Below are 16,467 nucleotides of genomic sequence, written 5' to 3' on the forward strand. Positions count from 1 at the left end.
GGGATAGATCGGGGTCTCGGTCCACTGCCAGACATTGCCAATGACATCGAACAGCGGGCCGTGTGCAAACTCTGTGACCGGACACGAGGACGCGTAATGATCGAGCTGGAGGTTTGCCGGGACGATGCTTCCGGTACTGGGTTCTTCTGCGCCACCGGCCAGGTAGTCGATACCGGCGAATTCACGCAATGCCTGCCATTCGTCCTCGGTCGGCAGGCGTACCGGGCTGCTGGCATGTGCTTTCCAGTTACAGAAGGCCTTGGCTTCGTGGTAGTTGGTTTCCACGGGCCAGTCCCAAGGCATCGGCACTTCTTCGAGCATCAGGCGCAAGCGCCATTGGCGGCCATCCCGGATCCAGAAGGTGGGATGCTCGGCGCGTGTGAACCTGAGCCAGCCCGCACCCTCCTCCAGCCACAGCGATTCGTCCGTGTAACCACCGGCTTCGACGAACTCCAGAAATTCCTGATTGGAAACCAGATAGCGGCTCGCCTGAAATGATGTGGCAGAAGTCTCGTGGCATCCGAACTCGTTGTCCCATCCGTAGTAGTTAACGGCTGCCGGATTGCCATTGCCAGTGGCCTTTCTGTCGACGCGCAATTGGGTCGCCGGGATATCAACCAGATCGTTTTGCGGCGCCGCAGACGTGGCTCGGCAGGGCTGCCAGGCGGGATGGGGCGCAAGGTGCTTCAAGCGGTGCTGACGAATCAATACGGAAGATGTTTCCAGATGAATACGCTCGTGCTCGATTCCCATCAGGATGATCCACCAAGGATGATCCCAGCCGATCGGCAACGATAACGGCGCGGTTCGAATCAGTTGGTCAACCATGGCACGCACCGAATCGCGATAGGCTTTGACCTCGCTTACTCTGGGCCATTCGTAACGCGCATCGTTGAGGTCATCCCAACTCATTTCATCGACCCCGACGGCGAACATCGACTCGAATTTCGGATTGATGCGCTGCTCGATCAGGCCGGCCAGGAGCAGCTTGTTGACGAAGAAAGTCGCGGTATGCCCGAGGTAGAAAATCAGCGGATGACGCAGTGCAATGGGCTTTTCGTAATAAGCCTCAGCACAGTTCAACACCTCGAACAATTGTTCGTAGCGATCAAACGTCGCGTGAAAATATCCGAGAATCTCGACTCGCTTTTTCTCGGCATCCGTCCCTGACAAAGTGGGCGTTCGTGGAAAAACTGGGTTTGGCATGCGGATTCGGGTTTTCAACAGGCGGTGGCAAAAGAGTTGATCGAAGTTCATCAATCAGCACATTCTAACGCTTGGCGGCTACTGAGCCGTAGACTGTCCCGTATGATCCAGCCGGTTTCTTCCATGTATCAGCATCCAGTGCGCGTTCGTTGCCTGTCCTATTCATGGTATGCGCGGACGGCTTTCGCCGTTCTCTCTGTCGTGTCTGAGGAACATAAGTGTGGCGCAGCCAGCAATGCCGTGGGGTCTTATCGCCTCGCCAAGAGGATTCGACCGGAACCATTTCGGTAGAATTGCGGAATTGCGAGTGTCCCCACGAGAGCTTCAGCGATTTCAGCAATCAGAGCGCTGCATTGCTCACGTCAACATCCGGCAAAACGCGTGAATCACTGGCAACATGGACGCGCGGTGGCAGTTCGCCGACGTTCTTCAGTAGCCACCCATCCATCTCGTGACCGATGTGGGTCAACCAGACGTCGGCGGGCGTCAGAGTTTCTGCAATATCGAGGGCCAGCGCCACATCGTTGTGGTTGCTCGGGTACTCTGTCTGTGGCGGATGAGTGCAGTCCAGGGCGACTGATTGAGGACGCCAATCCATCAAGAACTGCTCCGTTTCCACTGGCAGTCCGGCTGTGTCGGACAGATAGGCAAAACGTTGACCATAGGAATCTTCAATCGCATAGCCAAAGGTCGGCTTGGAATGAATCAGGGGCAATGGTGTCAGTATCAGGTCGCCGATTGCGACTGCGTTGAACTTGGCAAGCTGGTGAAATTCGAGGAGGCCGTGATTCTTGTAAAGGTCAGCACACCCTTCAGAATCCGGCGGTGCGAAAACCGGTATTCGATCGCCGATTCCCCACCGTAAATTGAACAGACCCTGGACATGATCGGGATGGAAATGAGTCAATACAATCGCCGACAGATTTCCCGGAGGAAACCGTTCGGTGAGATCGGTCAAACCGGCGTCGATCAATAACCGGGTGTTGCCTGTTTCCACCATCCCGGAGCAAGGGCTGCGGCGAAAGTCCAGAACCGCCCGTGCCCGCGTACAGACGAAACAGTTACACCCGTAGACCGGTATGCCTCCCGCTGCACCTGTGCCGAGAAACGTCACGCGCATGATCAGGCGATCGCTCTCGAAGACGCCGTAGACGCAGAAATCACCTGCACGAAATTCTCCCCTGCCTGGCATAGATCACCATCGTTCTGGATGATTTCCACATTGCCGACGGGAGGCATGAACTGAGGCGCGCGCAACAATCTTCCGACCATCTGTGCGTCGGTCTCACGAGCCCGCGCTTTCAGTCTTGCGGCCAGAATTTCGGGTGAGACGGTAACCAGGACTGCAATCAATGCCGGATAACTGCGTCGTGCTTCAATCAGATACGCGCGCGATCCATTCATCACAACGTTGCATCCCTTGGCCAGCCACAAGTTGATCTCCCGGCCAATGCCGTAGCGCAAACCGTGGCTGCTCCAGTTCATGGCAAAAAAGCCGGCGGCCTGACGGGCATCGAACTCGCCCTCGGTCAGGGCGACGTGATTCTCTCCGAGCAATTCAACCGGCCGCGTAATGTAGCGATGCGCGAAGATAACATCGGGATCTCCCGCCAGACGCTGACGACCATATCGCATCAGGGTGTCCTTGCCGCTACCCGAAGCGCCAACGACGTAGAAAAGCGTTCCCTCAGCCATGATCGAAACGCGCCTCGAATACCCGTTTGCCGGCCGAGAAAACGACACTCGCCTGAACCAGCCCGTTGACATGTGCGACAGCCACGAGATCGGCTCGCTTGCCGGCAGAGATCTCTCCACGATCGATCAGTCCGGCAGCCTGGGCTGGATTGTAGCTGACCAGTCGCACCGCATCGTCTAACCCGATTCCCGCCAGTTCCGGCAATCGGAATACGGCGACGATCAATGCGGCCGGATGATAGTCGGCGCACAGGCACTCGGCGAGGCCGGCCTGCACCGCATCCAGCGCTCGTACGGCGCCCGACTGGCTCTTGCCACGCAGGATGTTGGGCGCACCGAATACCGTACTCATGCCACGATCGCGAGCTGCGCGTGCCGATTCCAGATTGATCGGGAATTCGGAGATGCCGACGCCCAGCGTGTGCAGGGTTTCGACCTTGTCCGGTGTATCGTCGTCATGACTCGCAACGGGGATTCCCTTGTTCCTGGCGGCTTCAATCAGCAAGCGGATTCGCGCCATCGCCCCGTCAGCCTGCGCCAGCTTGTTATCGACCAGCGTATCGAGCTCAGCTTCTGACTTCTTGTAGGTGCGCGAAAGGTAGTCGCGGAAGGCGGCGATGTCCTTGAACTGGCCCTGACCGGGAGAATGATCCATGACCGACAGCAGATGCATCTCGTTTGCCGCCATCAGCTCCAGCAAAACGGTTGGGGCCGTAGGATCAGTCACTTCGTAGCGGCAGTGCACCCGGTTATCGACCAGGCCATGCGGATTCCATGCATGCACCGCCCGGGCAACCGATGCGGCAAATCCATTGTTGCGCATGCCGAGTTCATCGTTGGCGAAGGACAGGGCATGGTAGACGGTAGTCACGCCGGCGGCAGCATTGCGCTTGTCGGCCTGGGCACAGGCAAAGTCGAGCGGGAAATAGACATTCGGTCGCGGTTCGACTTCCTTCTCCAGCGCGTCGCAATGCAGGTCGATCATGCCGGGGATCAGCGTCTTGCCGCGCAGGTCGACATTTTCCGCACCGTTGCCGGACTCGGGGTTAATCGCGGTGATGATGCCGTCTTCGATCAGCACCGAAGCGTCGTCGAGCACGGCATCACGCAACACCAAGCGTGCTCCTGTCAGATAAAGCCGGGTCATGCGATCTCCTTGAGGAGATCCTCGACAGCTGGCGGCATGGCGAGTTCAACGACCTGGTCGGCCAGACGGCGTGTGGTTTCGGGGTTGTGAAAAATGGCGAGCATGGCAGTGCCTTCGAACTTCAAACCGTCAATCAGGCTTATCACGCATTCTGCTGTTTTCGGGTCGAGGCTGGCTGTTGGCTCGTCAAGAAGCAACAGACGCGGTTTGGCGATAAAGCCACGCGCAAGATTTACCCGTTGCCGCTCGCCGCCGGAAAAGGTCGCCGGCGAAACGCTCCACAGGCGTTCTGGAAGATTCATGGCAAAAAGCAACTCGGCTGCGCGTCGCCTTGATTCGTCGCGCGAAACGCCAAGACTGAACAGTGGTTGCGCCACAACATCGAGCGTTGACTGGCGAGGCAGGCAATGCAGGAACTGCGTGACAAATGCGATCTCGCGCCGTCGGAGTTCCAGTATCTGATGCTCGCTGGCCAGCGCCAGATCAAGCTCATGACCCATCGCATTGCGATAGAGAATGCGGCCGGCGCTCGGCAGATAGCTACGGTAGATACCTTTCAACACTGAGGATTTCCCGGCACCGGTGGGTCCGATCAGGGCCGTCAGTTGGCCAGAGCGCACTGAAAAGCTGACATCGTACGAAGACGGTATCAGTTTGCCCTGCTCGTGCAATTGAAAATGCTTTCCAAAACCATCGACCTGAAGAATGAGCGGATTCATTTCGCCAGCCTCACAAGGCAGAAGCCACCAGCCGCTGGGTATAGGCGTGCTGGGGGTCTTCGAGGATTTGATCGGTCAGCCCTGCTTCGATGACGCGACCGTATTTCATGACGATAGCGCGTCCGGTAAGCAGGCGTATGACGCCAAGGTCGTGTGTTACGACGACCATTGCCGTCTTCAGTTCCTGCTGGATCTCCAGGATCAGATCGAGAATGCGGGCCTGCACCGAAAGATCCAGTCCTGAAGTCACTTCGTCCAGAAACAACAGTGGTGGCTGGGTAGCCAGCGCCTTGGCGATCTGCACGCGCTGCTGCATGCCGCCGGAAAAATTCTTCGGCAAATCATCCACCCGCGACAGCAGAACCTCGGTCCGTGCCAATAACGCCTTGGCCCGTGCCCGAATGGCGCCATAGTCCGTCAAATCGCTCATCAGCAGCCGTTCAGCGATATTGCCGCCGGCGCTGATATTGAAGTTCAGGCCCAGATTCGGATTCTGATAGACCATGCCGAAGCGGTGGTTGCGAAGCCAGCGTTGCTGTGCGGCATTGAGCGAGAAGAGGTCGTGCTGCTTGTCACGGTCGTAGAAGATCGCTTCACCGCTGGATGGTGCCTGGTCGAAATAGAGGCTCTTGACTACCGTGGATTTTCCACTGCCCGACTCGCCCATGACGCCGAGAATCTCGCCTTCGAACAGGTCGAAAGACACGTCATGAATTGCGATCACGCTGGCGCAATTGGGGCAGAGATTCGTATCCGCTTCCGGGCCCGTGGATTCGAAGCATAACGGACAACCGGGCCCGTAGATTTTGCTCAAGTTGCGGACTTCGAGAATCTTGTTCATGCCACTTCTCCCTCGACTTCATCTACTCGCAGCAGTTGCTCGTCGCACCAATCGCTGTCCGAGCACTGGTAGGATTTGCTGCCCGATTCGTTGACGAACTCATCGAGAAAGGAATCGGCGCACCCGCAGCGTGTGCAGGCGCGGCGGCGACCGGCTGCATCGTAAAAATCCTCGACACGGAAAGGGACGTCGGAGAACACTAGCGGTTCGGCCCGGGTGTGCGGTGGAACAGCGTAGATCTTCTTTTCGCGACCGGCGCCGAACAGAATCAAGGCCGCCGAATCGTTGAGTTTCGGCACGTCCCATCGTGGTATCGGCGAAGGGTCGATGACGTAATGACCATTGATGCGTGTCGGGTAGCGGTGCGAAATAGTGATTTCGTCGAAGGCGACGATGTCCTCGTAGAGCTTGACCAGGAGTCGCGAATAGTCAGCCTCGCCGTGCATCGTCTTGCGTTTGTCCTCGGATGGCTCGACCACTACCAGCGGGTCGGGATAAGGAACTTGCAGAACGATGATCTGCTGCGACGTGAGTGGCCGTTCCGGGATACGATGGCGAGACTGGATCAGCGAGCTCTCGTCCGTTTTCGTGGTCGTCGAAATGCCGGGGCAGGTCATCTCGATGAACTGGCGCAGGTTGACTGCGTTGACTGAATCGTCTGATCCCTGATCGATAACCTTGACCACCTCGTCCGGGCCGATCAGCGACAGGGTAAGTTGCAGCCCACCGGTGCCAAAACCGCGCCCCATGGGCATTTCACGCGAAGCATAGGGAACTTGATAGCCTGGAATGGCGATCGCCTTGAGAATGGCGCGACGAATTTCCTTCTTGGCATATTCGTCCAGAAAGCCGAAGTTGTAGGCGTTGGCAGTTGAGTTGTTGTCCGTGACAATCATGCGGGTTCTCCTGCCTTTTGCTGCGTCGTGCGCAGACGATCCAGGTCGGACTGAAAAGTGACGTAGTGCGGCATTTTGTAATGCGATGCGAAGCCCATGGAATCGACGCCGTCAATATGCAGAAGGACAAATTCAGGGTCTTCCGAAGGGTTGGCCGCACCATCCTTCATGCCCTTTTGCAGGGCACGGTCCAGAACAGCCATCGAAATGGCCTTGACCTCGTTATGACCGAAACAGGCGCCGTAACCGATGGTAAAAGTCGGTTTTCCACCGTTTGCAGCTGCGTCGTACATCGCCACAACCTCGCATTCGGTGACCAGTACTTCACCGGCCTCGGTCAATTCGCCGGTGACCGGATGCGGCAGTTCAACCGGCAGGTAGCCAACACGAAGCTCAGCGATCGTAGGGTGTACATCGCCATAACCCCGCATGTTGGAATAGGCCATGGCCAATAGCGACCCGGTTTCCGCCCGCGCCATGGTCGCCAGGGCAGCGGAACGGGGTACAGGAAAAACAAGAGGCTCGCGTGTGATATCGAAGGCGAACTGGTTTCGGTCAGTGCCGACAGGCGGTAACAGCCCCTCGGCGCGCAAGGCGTCAAGCACCTTGGGGAAGCTGTCCGGCAACGTTGCTTCCGGACAACCGTCCAGCCAATCGCGGGCAACCGACCGGAAGGCTGCTGGAGACTCGTCCATCAGCTCCAGCCTGAGCAGTCTCAAGGCATAGTCCGGGGTCGGCCCGAGCATCTGTCCGCCAGGTATCTCCTTGAAGGCGGACGAGATACGGCGAATCAGTCGCATGCGTGAGGTATCAAGGTGAGGCGTCGCTGACAGGCGGGGTCGCGTCGAACGCCAGGCGCGCAGCGCGAAAGCGGCTTCCAATGTGTCGCCCAGGCTTTGCTTGATGGCCAAGGCAGCGAACTGCGGATGATACACACCACCTTCGGATACGACACGATCGACCAGATGGCGAAGCTGATGCAGCAGAGTGTCAATCGACAGCGGCTCGGCGTTACTGTTGTCCAAGCCCTGTTCGGTACGCAGATATTCGCTGACGGCCGCCGCACCCGCAATCGCGTGGCCGCCGCCCTTGATGGCAACATAACTCATCTCAGACAACCCCAGCCGTGATTGCCGCGTGCGTCGTACGCGGCAGCGCGACGATGCGTTGAGCATCGCAAAACAGAATGTCCACGCCCAGGGGAAAGGCACCGACCCAGTCCTCCCGGCGAGCCAGCCAGTCGGGATGGAGGCCTGACAGGCACAGCTCAAGGCGCTCCTCGATACCGGGTCCGGCAAGTGCTATTGACAGGGAGCCGGTTCCGATTTCCTCGACTGCAATCAGCAGGGTGGCACCGAACTCCGGACTTTCCAGACGGCCGAGGCACGGGTTAAGGGTCGCATCCCGACTGCCGTCGACCACGACGTAACGTGCGCTCTCTGCAGTATCTCGCCGTGCCTGGAGCAATGGCCAATCCTCGTCGGGAATCATTCCATGTGGGTCGGCCAGCGTTGATTCTCCGTCCATCAGGGTGGCCAGCACAACGCGCCGGGCATTCTCACCATTGATCCAGTCGGTCAAATCGCGAACTTGGCCAGGTCGCGAATAGGCTTCGACCAACTCGCGAAAGATGCTTTGCTGGACGCTTCCTTGCCAAATGCTATAGGGTTTCATCGTCATCTTCATTGGCGTTGTTCAACAAGGCAAAATCGACCCGCGTCGCTGCCAGGATGGCGCTTCGGCGATGGTCTTCGTCGCTGCGTAGCCGGGCGCCGGACGCGACATGCTCGGATACGGTGTCCCAGCCAGGAAAACGTGCAGCAAGAATGGCGTCCAGAATGGCCAGCGAACGCGCCAGACCGGCATCGTCGGCCAGCACCTGGGCACCACCGTCGGCGCGGCGTCCGTCAGCAAGGCCGATTTCGAGGCGACATGCGGAAAGCGGAAATTCACCCAGATAGTACGGTTCGTGAAAGGCGCCATCGGTCAATGTCAGCAACCCGAGACCGGCTTGCGGCAGGCTGGTCAGTTTGACTTCGCATTCGGCTGTCAGTTTTGTTGCCAGCGCGTTCAAAAGCGGAGCCGGATGAGCAGTCAGCGCCCTGACCCAGTCTGTTCGTTCAAGGTTCATCACCCCAGTCTCCTGCGTAACCACGCCGATGCGTAGTCGATCAACAAAATGGTGGCCAGAATGACCAGAATGAGCGCCGCCGACTGGCCATAGTCGAAAAGGCGCAGCGTATCGTGAAGGGCCAGCCCGATCCCGCCGGCGCCGACCAGCCCGAGAACGGAAGCCATGCGCACGTTGCGGTCCAGAATGTAGAGAAGGTAGCCCAATGCTTCACGCATAATCGAAGGCCAGCCTGCATACATCACCATTTGCGGGAAATTGGCACCCGTTGACGCCACGCCTTCGTAGATGCCCTGGTCCACGCGTTCCAGGCTTTCGGCGAAAAACTTGCCGAGGAAACCTGCCGTATGCACGCCAAGCGCCAATGCTCCGGGCAAGGGCCCCAACCCGAGTGCGGCTACAAAGATCAGGGCCAGCAGCAAATCCGGCATGGCGCGCATGAAATTGAGCGTCTCGCGGACGATGCGGTAGGCCGCTGGATGCGGGGAAAAGTTGCGGGCAGCGAATGGAGCGAGGAAGACTGCGACAAGCATGGCGAGCACCGTCCCCCAAAGTGCGGTTGCCAAAGTGATTCCCATCAGGGAAAGATACCTCGACAGGTGGGTGAAGTCAGGCTGCCGATAGCGGCTGAAATACTCTGCGATGTCATCAACACCGTAAGCCAACTCTTCGAATGAGATATCCAGGTCGAGAACGATCAGCCACAGGATTGCCACGACGGCTGCCACCCAGACCGGCGCAGGATTACGCGGCTTGGGCGGCAGCGGGCTCGCTGGTGGACGAACGAGTTTCAGATCGTTGGTGTTCAATTCTGGCGCCCGTGAATGATCCGGCTGCGAAAGCTGTCGGACGCGCGGTCGAGTGCGGTGACCACCAGATAGATGGAAAGCGCGATGAGCACCAAACGGTCGTACTGGAACAGCCGCATGGACATCACCAGGTCATAGCCGATACCTCCCGCACCAACCAGACCCAGGATGGCGGCAGCACGCAGATTGTGGTCGAGGATATACATTACGGTTCCGACAAAGTCGGGCAGGGCTTCGGGCACCATGGAGAAAAGTCGAACCTGCATCCAGCCGGCACCATGGGCGCGCACTCCCTCCACGGCCTTGACATCGACCACTTCGATGGACTCGGCAAAGAACTTGCCCATGAATCCGACGGTGACAAAAGCCAGTGCCATTACACCCGGTAGCGGCCCGAGGCCGACAGCCGAGACGAAAACCAGTGCCCAGACCAGTTCCGGCAAGGCGCGCATCAAGCTCAGGAGATCGCGCGTCAATCGATAGACGACGACGTTCGGCGTCGCATTGCGAGCGGCAAGAATGCCCAGCGGCAGGCTGATCACGACGGCTATGGCGGTGCCAAGCACTGTCATCTCGATGGTTTCCAGCATCTTCTCCAGCAATTGCGGAACATACTCCCAGTCGGGCATGACCAGCATCTGTCCGGCGAAAGCGAACATCTTCCCGATCGAGCCGATCAGATGGACGAGGTCGACTTCGACGATCGGAGCCGTCAACCAGAGGCTGCACGCCAAAACGAGCATGCCGCCTACGAGCGGTAGCGGCAACAGGCCGTTAGGCGTAGGCCAGCGCAAGGTTGAGGCTTGTGTCATTCTCGATACCGTCCCGTTTGTAGATAGCGTGCAGCGCGTCGGGCGACATTTGTTGCGGGCTGCCATCGAAGACGATTCGTCCGCTGTTCATGCCGATGATGCGATCGGCAAAGCGCTTCGCCAGTTCCACCTGATGCAGGTTGACGACAACGGTAATGCCATCCTGGTCGCATATTTCGCGAAGCAGCATCATGATTTCCTCGCTCGATACCGGGTCGAGGCTGGCAACCGGTTCGTCGGCCAGGATGACCTTGGGTTGTTGCGCGAGCGCGCGCGCAATGCCGACGCGTTGTTGCTGGCCGCCCGACAGTTTGTCGGCGCGACTCCAGGCTTTGTCGGTCAGGTCAACACGGCTCAGCACGTCCTGTGCGATGTCCATGTCTTCCTTGCGGAAAAGGTAGAAGACGCTGCCCACCCAGGAGCGCTGCGCCAACCGTCCTGTCAGGACATTGGTAACGACCGTGAGTCGATCCACAAGATTGAACTGCTGGAAGACCATCGCAACTCTGGATCGGATGCTGCGAAACTTTTCCCGGCAGACAGTCTCGTCGCCGATACGCACCTCGCCAGTCGTCGGGTTCTCCAGTCCGTTCATGAGACGAAGCAGGGTGGACTTGCCCGCGCCACTGGGACCCAGAATAATGGTGAAACTACCCGATGCGATCTCGGTGTCGATGCCCTTCAGGGCTTCGAAGCCGTTCGGAAAACGCTTTGACACCGATCGAATTGATATTGTGGACATAGATTTCCTCTGCATATGAGACGGCAGACGGGTGCCCGCCTGCCGTTGCGGCAATATCTACTTGAGCAAATCCTTCTTTTGCAAGCCCAGCTCTTTCACCATGTCGCGAATCATCTGGTAGTCCTGCGGGCCGACTGCCACGTAATGACTCAGGTTGCCATAGCCGGTGACCTTGATTTCGTTGTGCGCATTCAGAATGGCGTCGCGGATCTTGGCCTTCAACTCACTCGGCAGATCGCCGCGATAGACCAGGGGCGAGCCCGGTAGCGGGGCGGATTCGGTGACAATGCAATTGGTCTGTTTCGTAATGAGTCCCTTGTCGAGCATTCGCCCGTAGGTGATGTCGTTGTCAGCTGCGGCATCGACGGTCTTGTTCTTGACCGCAAGTTCAGCGGCATCATGTGAACCGGCGTAGGCGAACTTGCCGAAGAATTGCTGCGGCATCATTCCGGTTTCCTTCTTGACCATGTAGGTTGGCATCAGCCCCCCCGAGGTCGATGCCGGGTCGACGAACGCAGCGCTCTTGCCTTTCAATTCCATAATCGACTTGATGCCTTCGTCACAAGGCGCAATGATGATGCTCTTGTAGGTGTGCGAATTGCTGCCCTCGCGAATTCCAACGGCAAAGGCCACAGCGCCGGCTTCCTGCTCGGCCAAGTAGTACGACAGCGGCCCGAACCAGGCGATATCGACGCGTTTCTTCTTCATCGCTTCGATGACGCCTGCGTAGTCGGTGGCGGTGAATACCTTTACCTTTTCGCCCAGTTTCTTTTCCAGATGGAGCCGCATCGGTTCGAATTTCTGAATCATCTCTTCGTTGTTTTCCGCTGGGATGAGGCCCATGACGATGTCACGTGCTTGAGCCGACGCGGCGGTCAGAGTGAGCGCCAGAAGCAGCGCACTTGCTGAAAGGGTACGTTTCAAATACATTTAGGTGCTCCCGTAAGGTTGATCAATGGATTGGCCAAGGGTTGATGCGCAGTTGTATCCGGTCGGCGCGAAACCGGGTCAGGGCATATTCGAGCGGGGTTCCGTCCCGCTCGCCTACGTTGACGCTTTTGACCCGCAAAACGGGCTGGTTCTGGGGCATACCCAGCAGCGAAGCATCGTCTCCTTGCGGGAGCGCTGCGCTGATCAGACTTTCGATTCGCCGCAATTTCCTTCCATATCGGCTAACCAGATGTTCATGCAGTGAGCCGCCGTGATACTCCCCGAGCAAATCGGGGAAAGGCTGTCGCGGCAGGAAATGGGAAATCACGCAGATTGGCCGATCATCCGCCAGGCGCAAGGACTCGATCCAGATCACCTGGTCATTTTCGGACAATTTCAATCGTGCGCTAACGCCACCACGGGCAGTGATCACCAGCTTTCGCAGGACCCGACTGCTGGCCGTTTTCCCCAGGGATTCGAATGTTTCGGTAAAGCGGGTATCGCTGCCCAGGGAGTAGTTGGACGGGCCGTCCAGAACGAAGGTGCCGCGGCCGCGGCGGCGTTCAAGCAGACCTACTGCGATCAAATCCTCGACTGCGCGTCGAATCGTATGTCGATTGACTCCGAAACGATCGGCCAGGTCATTCTCGGAAGGGATGCACTCCCCCGGCGTCAGAAACGACGCAATCTCTTCCTTGAGCAATTTTGCGATCTGGCTGTAGATTGCTTCGCCACCGTTTCTCTGCAACGCCACCAGACTCATCTAGACATCCCCACACAAGGTATTGGGGAAATGTACTCATTCAAGGTGACAAAATGATGACCGCCCGCTCAATAGTCAAAAGATGTCCCTTGACATGGCGTGCAGTATCACGGCCACCTATCTACCTGCTGGCGACCGAAGCTGCGTGACCAACGAGCATTACGCATCGGCGGGCCTTATACTTCCGTCCTTGGACTACTGGAGATCTACATGGCTGCATCCCCCGATACCGTCAGCATGGCGGTTTATTGTGACTTCGAGAACGTTGCGCTCGGCGTGCGCGACGCCAATTATGAGAGGTTCGACATCAAACCGGTGCTCGAACGCTTGCTGCTCAAGGGCAGCATCGTGCTCAAGAAAGCCTACTGCGACTGGGATCGCTACAAGGGCTTCAAGGCGACGATGCACGAGGCCAATTTCGAACTGATCGAAATCCCGCATGTCCGGCAGTCGGGCAAGAATTCCGCTGATATCCGTATGGTGGTCGATGCGCTCGACTTGTGTTACACGAAGTCGCACGTCAACTGCTTCGTTATCATCAGCGGCGACTCGGATTTCTCGCCGCTCGTTTCCAAGCTGCGCGAGAACGCCAAGTACGTGATCGGCGTTGGCGTCAAGCAATCGACTTCCGACCTGCTGATTGCCAACTGTGACGAATTCATCTTCTACGACGATCTGGTGCGTGAAATCCAGCGTTCGGCCGCGCGCCGCGACCCGAAGGCAGTGCAGCTTGCATCCAAACGCACGCCTGAAGAAAACGAGAAACGTAAGCAGGAAATCGAAGCGCGCAAGAGTGAGGCAGTCGAGCTGGCCGTGGCGACGTTCGATGCACTGGTTTCAGAACGTGGTGATGGCGGCAAGATCTGGGCTTCGATGCTCAAGGAGGCGATCAAGCGCCGCAAACCCGATTTCAACGAGAGTTACTACGGCTTCCGTGCTTTCGGCAATCTACTCGAAGAAGCACAGTCACGCGGGCTGCTCGAATTGGGACGCGACGAAAAATCCGGAGCGTTCGTGTCGCGCAGTAGCGCACCGGCACCGCGTAGCGAACCGGTCGTGGCGGCTGTAGAGGAGTCCAGCGCCGCCCCCGCGCCAAAGCGCCGAGGGCGAGGCGGCAGTAGAAAACCAGCGTCGGACGTCGCGTCGGAGCCTGCCGTTCAGGAAATACCTGTCCCGGCTGAGCCTGCAATCGCCCAGGCCGAGGAAGAGATTCCCGCAAAAAAACCGGCCTCTCGCAGCCGCCGGCCACGCAAGCCGAAAGCCACGCCCGACGATGGCGAGCCAACAGCCTGAGTTCCAAGCGACAGGTTCGGGCTGAATAGTGCGGCTGGTAGATGAGCGAAGGCTTTTTGCGATGGACGAAAATGTTAAGATTGCGCCTTCGACAGAAGGTGACCAGGCGCGAGACTGGTCGACCGGTTTGCCCCCATTGAGGGCACTGCCAGCGGTCAATCTGGAACAAGGAAGAGTCGTCAGAGAGTCATGAATATGCGCGAAGAACAGAGCCCGGGACTGGCAGAAGACAAACGTGGCGAAGCCCTCAACGCCGAACGCTTCCGGATGCTTGAGGATATCGCCCGGGAACTGGCAGGCGAAGTGGTCTTCCCCACCTACTTCGACGCCGCTTTGCGTCTGCGCAAGGATCTTCAGAATCCGGATTTGCCTACGGCGCGCATTGCCAAAATTGTCAGTATCGAACCCCTGATCGCCGCCAAGCTGATGCAGCTCGCGGGTTCGGCCCTGTATAGCCCGGACGGTTCGCCGGCCAAGGATTTGAGCGCCGCGATCAGCCGGCTGGGCGTTGATCTGGTGCGTACCACTGCCTTGGCGATCGCTATGAACCAGCTCCTGCGCTCCAAGGATATGGCAATCTTCAGCGACCTGACCCGCGCCCTCTGGGACCATTCCATCCGAACGGCCGCGGCTGCCCGTGTCCTCGCCCAGAATTTCACCCGGATCAATCCGGACGAAGCGCTACTGGCCGGCCTGGTGCATGACCTCGGTGCCTTCTACATGCTCTACCGCGCGGTCCAGTATCCGGAATTGCGCGTTCGTCCGGATAGCATCAAATACCTCATCGTTCAGTGGCACGAAGGCATTGGAGTCACCTTGCTCGACACCCTCGGTATGCCCAAGGAAATCGTCAACGCCACCATTGACCACGACCAGCCACGGCTCGCACCGATAACGGTACGGACCCTGGCGGATATCGTCTATGTCGGCAACCTGATTGCCGGCGCCCATTTCGAATGGTCGCACCAGGATTTCGACCCGGATGCCGGTCAAGTCGGGCAGGTCCGCCAGAACTTCAGCGCACTGCTGCCGGAAATCGAGGCCGACACGCGGGAAATGCTGGCCGTATTCTCCTGAATCTGGTGGCTTTCCGCGTGCTGTGACGCCGGCATCAGAAGATGCGCATGAAATTCGTACGCAACGTTCACTCACCTGATTGCCGCTGGCACTGCTGTTGGTGGAGAAAATCCCGGGGGAACCTTAAGCCACGGAAAGCCCTTTAGGGTCATCTCGTAACCGGTCTTGTACAGCGCTCGCATGTAATCGGTGTCGAATTCTTCCTTGTGCTCTGCCTTGAAGCTCGATGGGATGAATCCAAGGTTGAAGTCCACTCCGTCTCGCTGGGCGGTGGCATAGATGCGGTAAAGGTCCCCGATTCCTTGGCTGTGAATCAGCGAGGCAACCGAGCGACCGGCAATGCTCATGGTACTGCGCTCAACTTGCGCCCAGTCCGGATCCAGTCGCGCATTGCGTATGACATAAAGTTTGCGCTCACGGGTAACGCCGACGGCAGCGGCCGATTCGTTGATGCGGAGTGCGGCCGGGTAAGCGAAAACCTGAGCCATGATGCCGCCATCCACGTGCATTTCCTGATAGGCCTTTCCATCGACTTCCACATCAAGCATCATCGGAGGAAAACCACCGGGAACCGAGGCCGATGCGATCATGACGCGCACGAACAGGTCCAAGGCCTTGGGGCCACCGTAGGTCGCGATTTTTCCCATGTCCCAAATGATCGGACGACGCGCATCGAGGTCGGCGGTGGCGATCAAGAGGAAACGTCCTTTCGCATACTCTGCGGCTACTTCCTTGAGAAAATCCTCGGTCACCGATTTTCGCGTCAGCTTCAACAGCGGTGCATTGTCGGCCATTCCATCGCTCATCACGCCGCCAATGAAACTGCGCGGCTCAAGAATGTCTTTCGGAGAAATGGTGGTATAGACCTCTTTCAGCGTTGTGTCATACTTCGGCCCGAGAAACGCGAAAGGCGCGATCAGGGCGCCCGTACTGATACCGGTGACCACTTTGAATTCCGGGCGTGTCCCTGTAGCCGTCCATGCATTGATTAGCCCGGCGGTGAAGGCGCCGTTATCACCACCGCCAGAAATCGCCAAAAAGAAGGCTGGGGGAAACGGACCTTTGTGCCCCTGTTTTGCAAGGTAATCCCTTTCCCGTTGCAGCGACGCGTGCGCAATCTGGGTGAGCTCAGTCATGTCGCCCCCCAATGCAAAGCGAACACTTGGCATGCCAGGAATTTCGGCTCTCGCCGTCAACTCGGATGGCACTGCCGGCAAGCGTGGCGGCGTCGCACAGCCCTGGACAAACAGCAATACGCTGGCAATCAGGCTAAGGAAGGTGGCTCGTACGATCATTTGTCTGCTTCCTGAGTAAGTATTCGAGGAACCGTCTCCCCTCGGGGCGTTCCCTGCAGTCCTGTTCGAGGTGGGTATTATGGACTGCCTCGAAAGCAGTACGCAAATCGC

17 protein-coding genes and 1 pseudogene are annotated in these 16,467 nt (G+C 58.1%); 2 read left to right on the forward strand and 16 right to left on the reverse strand.

The window, feature by feature from the left end; translation table 11 throughout:
- The 15 genes from ovoA to phnF all read right to left on the reverse strand — a co-directional run.
- Positions 1-1,206: 5-histidylcysteine sulfoxide synthase (gene ovoA, locus PROAA_RS04875; RefSeq protein ID WP_186410265.1), on the reverse strand; the 1,206-nt coding region annotated here is incomplete at its 3' end.
- A 340-nt stretch (positions 1,207-1,546) separates the two neighbouring features.
- Entirely contained in the window at positions 1,547-2,398 is an 852-nt protein-coding gene (gene phnP / locus PROAA_RS04880) for a phosphonate metabolism protein PhnP (RefSeq protein ID WP_222102108.1), read from the reverse strand.
- Positions 2,329-2,901, reverse strand: a complete 573-nt coding sequence (phnN, locus tag PROAA_RS04885) for a phosphonate metabolism protein/1,5-bisphosphokinase (PRPP-forming) PhnN (RefSeq protein ID WP_186410266.1) — start codon at positions 2,899-2,901, stop codon at positions 2,329-2,331. Before phnN ends, phnP begins: the two co-directional genes overlap by 70 nt.
- Positions 2,894-4,048, reverse strand: a complete 1,155-nt coding sequence (locus PROAA_RS04890; protein ID WP_186410267.1) for an alpha-D-ribose 1-methylphosphonate 5-triphosphate diphosphatase — start codon at positions 4,046-4,048, stop codon at positions 2,894-2,896. The genes phnN and PROAA_RS04890 overlap by 8 nt, the downstream gene beginning before the upstream one ends.
- Positions 4,045-4,767 carry a phosphonate C-P lyase system protein PhnL gene (gene phnL / locus PROAA_RS04895; protein ID WP_186410268.1) on the reverse strand — a complete coding sequence of 241 codons (723 nt, stop codon included), beginning with the start codon at positions 4,765-4,767 and terminating at the stop codon, positions 4,045-4,047. The genes PROAA_RS04890 and phnL overlap by 4 nt, the downstream gene beginning before the upstream one ends.
- Positions 4,768-4,777: 10 nt before the next feature.
- On the reverse strand, positions 4,778-5,608 hold the full coding sequence (locus tag PROAA_RS04900; RefSeq protein ID WP_186410269.1) for an ATP-binding cassette domain-containing protein: 831 nt from the start codon (positions 5,606-5,608) through the stop codon (positions 4,778-4,780).
- Positions 5,605-6,504: an alpha-D-ribose 1-methylphosphonate 5-phosphate C-P-lyase PhnJ gene (locus tag PROAA_RS04905; protein WP_186410270.1), complete on the reverse strand. Its 900-nt coding sequence runs from the start codon at positions 6,502-6,504 to the stop codon at positions 5,605-5,607. Before PROAA_RS04905 ends, PROAA_RS04900 begins: the two co-directional genes overlap by 4 nt.
- Positions 6,501-7,613 carry a carbon-phosphorus lyase complex subunit PhnI gene (locus tag PROAA_RS04910; protein WP_186410271.1) on the reverse strand — a complete coding sequence of 371 codons (1,113 nt, stop codon included), beginning with the start codon at positions 7,611-7,613 and terminating at the stop codon, positions 6,501-6,503. Before PROAA_RS04910 ends, PROAA_RS04905 begins: the two co-directional genes overlap by 4 nt.
- A gap of 1 nt (position 7,614) precedes the next feature.
- Entirely contained in the window at positions 7,615-8,178 is a 564-nt protein-coding gene (phnH, locus tag PROAA_RS04915) for a phosphonate C-P lyase system protein PhnH (RefSeq protein WP_186410272.1), read from the reverse strand.
- Positions 8,165-8,635, reverse strand: a complete 471-nt coding sequence (gene phnG / locus PROAA_RS04920; RefSeq protein WP_186410273.1) for a phosphonate C-P lyase system protein PhnG — start codon at positions 8,633-8,635, stop codon at positions 8,165-8,167. Before phnG ends, phnH begins: the two co-directional genes overlap by 14 nt.
- Positions 8,635-9,444: a phosphonate ABC transporter, permease protein PhnE gene (phnE, locus tag PROAA_RS04925; RefSeq protein ID WP_186410274.1), complete on the reverse strand. Its 810-nt coding sequence runs from the start codon at positions 9,442-9,444 to the stop codon at positions 8,635-8,637. Before phnE (PROAA_RS04925) ends, phnG begins: the two co-directional genes overlap by 1 nt.
- Positions 9,441-10,256, reverse strand: coding sequence for a phosphonate ABC transporter, permease protein PhnE (phnE, locus tag PROAA_RS04930; protein WP_186410275.1), 816 nt, complete (start codon positions 10,254-10,256; stop codon positions 9,441-9,443). The genes phnE (PROAA_RS04925) and phnE (PROAA_RS04930) overlap by 4 nt, the downstream gene beginning before the upstream one ends.
- Positions 10,219-10,998, reverse strand: coding sequence for a phosphonate ABC transporter ATP-binding protein (gene phnC, locus PROAA_RS04935; protein ID WP_186410276.1), 780 nt, complete (start codon positions 10,996-10,998; stop codon positions 10,219-10,221). Before phnC ends, phnE (PROAA_RS04930) begins: the two co-directional genes overlap by 38 nt.
- Before the next feature lie 57 nt (positions 10,999-11,055).
- Positions 11,056-11,928 carry a phosphonate ABC transporter substrate-binding protein gene (gene phnD, locus PROAA_RS04940; protein WP_186410277.1) on the reverse strand — a complete coding sequence of 291 codons (873 nt, stop codon included), beginning with the start codon at positions 11,926-11,928 and terminating at the stop codon, positions 11,056-11,058.
- Between the two features lie 22 nt (positions 11,929-11,950).
- Positions 11,951-12,691 carry a phosphonate metabolism transcriptional regulator PhnF gene (gene phnF / locus PROAA_RS04945; protein ID WP_186410278.1) on the reverse strand — a complete coding sequence of 247 codons (741 nt, stop codon included), beginning with the start codon at positions 12,689-12,691 and terminating at the stop codon, positions 11,951-11,953.
- Positions 12,692-12,901: 210 nt separating this feature from the next.
- On the opposite strand from phnF, the pseudogene PROAA_RS04950 reads away from it, so the two are divergent.
- Positions 12,902-13,723: pseudogene (locus PROAA_RS04950) on the forward strand (NYN domain-containing protein); the annotation flags it as partial.
- A gap of 450 nt (positions 13,724-14,173) precedes the next feature.
- Positions 14,174-15,061 (forward strand): HDOD domain-containing protein, encoded by an 888-nt coding sequence (locus PROAA_RS04955; RefSeq protein WP_186410280.1) that lies wholly within the window; start codon positions 14,174-14,176, stop codon positions 15,059-15,061.
- Positions 15,062-15,132: 71 nt separating this feature from the next.
- Here PROAA_RS04955 and PROAA_RS04960 read toward each other — a convergent pair whose 3' ends face one another.
- On the reverse strand, positions 15,133-16,356 hold the full coding sequence (locus tag PROAA_RS04960) for a patatin-like phospholipase family protein (protein WP_186410281.1): 1,224 nt from the start codon (positions 16,354-16,356) through the stop codon (positions 15,133-15,135).
- Positions 16,357-16,467 lie beyond the last annotated feature (111 nt).

This window comes from Candidatus Propionivibrio aalborgensis, from assembly GCF_900089945.1.
GTDB classification, from domain to species: Bacteria; Pseudomonadota; Gammaproteobacteria; order Burkholderiales; family Rhodocyclaceae; genus Propionivibrio; species Propionivibrio aalborgensis.

What these genes read in the sequence shown, in the direction of transcription:
- phnD (WP_186410277.1), bottom strand. Translation starts at nt 11,928, where the DNA reads ATGTATTTGAAACGTACCCTTTCAGCAAGTGCGCTGCTTCTGGCGCTC.
- phnH (WP_186410272.1), bottom strand. Translation starts at nt 8,178, where the DNA reads ATGAAACCCTATAGCATTTGGCAAGGAAGCGTCCAGCAAAGCATCTTT.
- PROAA_RS04905 (WP_186410270.1), bottom strand. Translation starts at nt 6,504, where the DNA reads ATGATTGTCACGGACAACAACTCAACTGCCAACGCCTACAACTTCGGC.
- phnE (WP_186410275.1), bottom strand. Translation starts at nt 10,256, where the DNA reads ATGACACAAGCCTCAACCTTGCGCTGGCCTACGCCTAACGGCCTGTTG.
- PROAA_RS04960 (WP_186410281.1), bottom strand. Translation starts at nt 16,356, where the DNA reads ATGATCGTACGAGCCACCTTCCTTAGCCTGATTGCCAGCGTATTGCTG.
- PROAA_RS04910 (WP_186410271.1), bottom strand. Translation starts at nt 7,613, where the DNA reads ATGAGTTATGTTGCCATCAAGGGCGGCGGCCACGCGATTGCGGGTGCG.
- PROAA_RS04890 (WP_186410267.1), bottom strand. Translation starts at nt 4,048, where the DNA reads ATGACCCGGCTTTATCTGACAGGAGCACGCTTGGTGTTGCGTGATGCC.
- phnL (WP_186410268.1), bottom strand. Translation starts at nt 4,767, where the DNA reads ATGAATCCGCTCATTCTTCAGGTCGATGGTTTTGGAAAGCATTTTCAA.
- phnC (WP_186410276.1), bottom strand. Translation starts at nt 10,998, where the DNA reads ATGTCCACAATATCAATTCGATCGGTGTCAAAGCGTTTTCCGAACGGC.
- phnP (WP_222102108.1), bottom strand. Translation starts at nt 2,398, where the DNA reads ATGCCAGGCAGGGGAGAATTTCGTGCAGGTGATTTCTGCGTCTACGGC.
- phnF (WP_186410278.1), bottom strand. Translation starts at nt 12,691, where the DNA reads ATGAGTCTGGTGGCGTTGCAGAGAAACGGTGGCGAAGCAATCTACAGC.
- PROAA_RS04955 (WP_186410280.1), top strand. Translation starts at nt 14,174, where the DNA reads ATGAATATGCGCGAAGAACAGAGCCCGGGACTGGCAGAAGACAAACGT.
- PROAA_RS04900 (WP_186410269.1), bottom strand. Translation starts at nt 5,608, where the DNA reads ATGAACAAGATTCTCGAAGTCCGCAACTTGAGCAAAATCTACGGGCCC.
- phnG (WP_186410273.1), bottom strand. Translation starts at nt 8,635, where the DNA reads ATGAACCTTGAACGAACAGACTGGGTCAGGGCGCTGACTGCTCATCCG.
- phnN (WP_186410266.1), bottom strand. Translation starts at nt 2,901, where the DNA reads ATGGCTGAGGGAACGCTTTTCTACGTCGTTGGCGCTTCGGGTAGCGGC.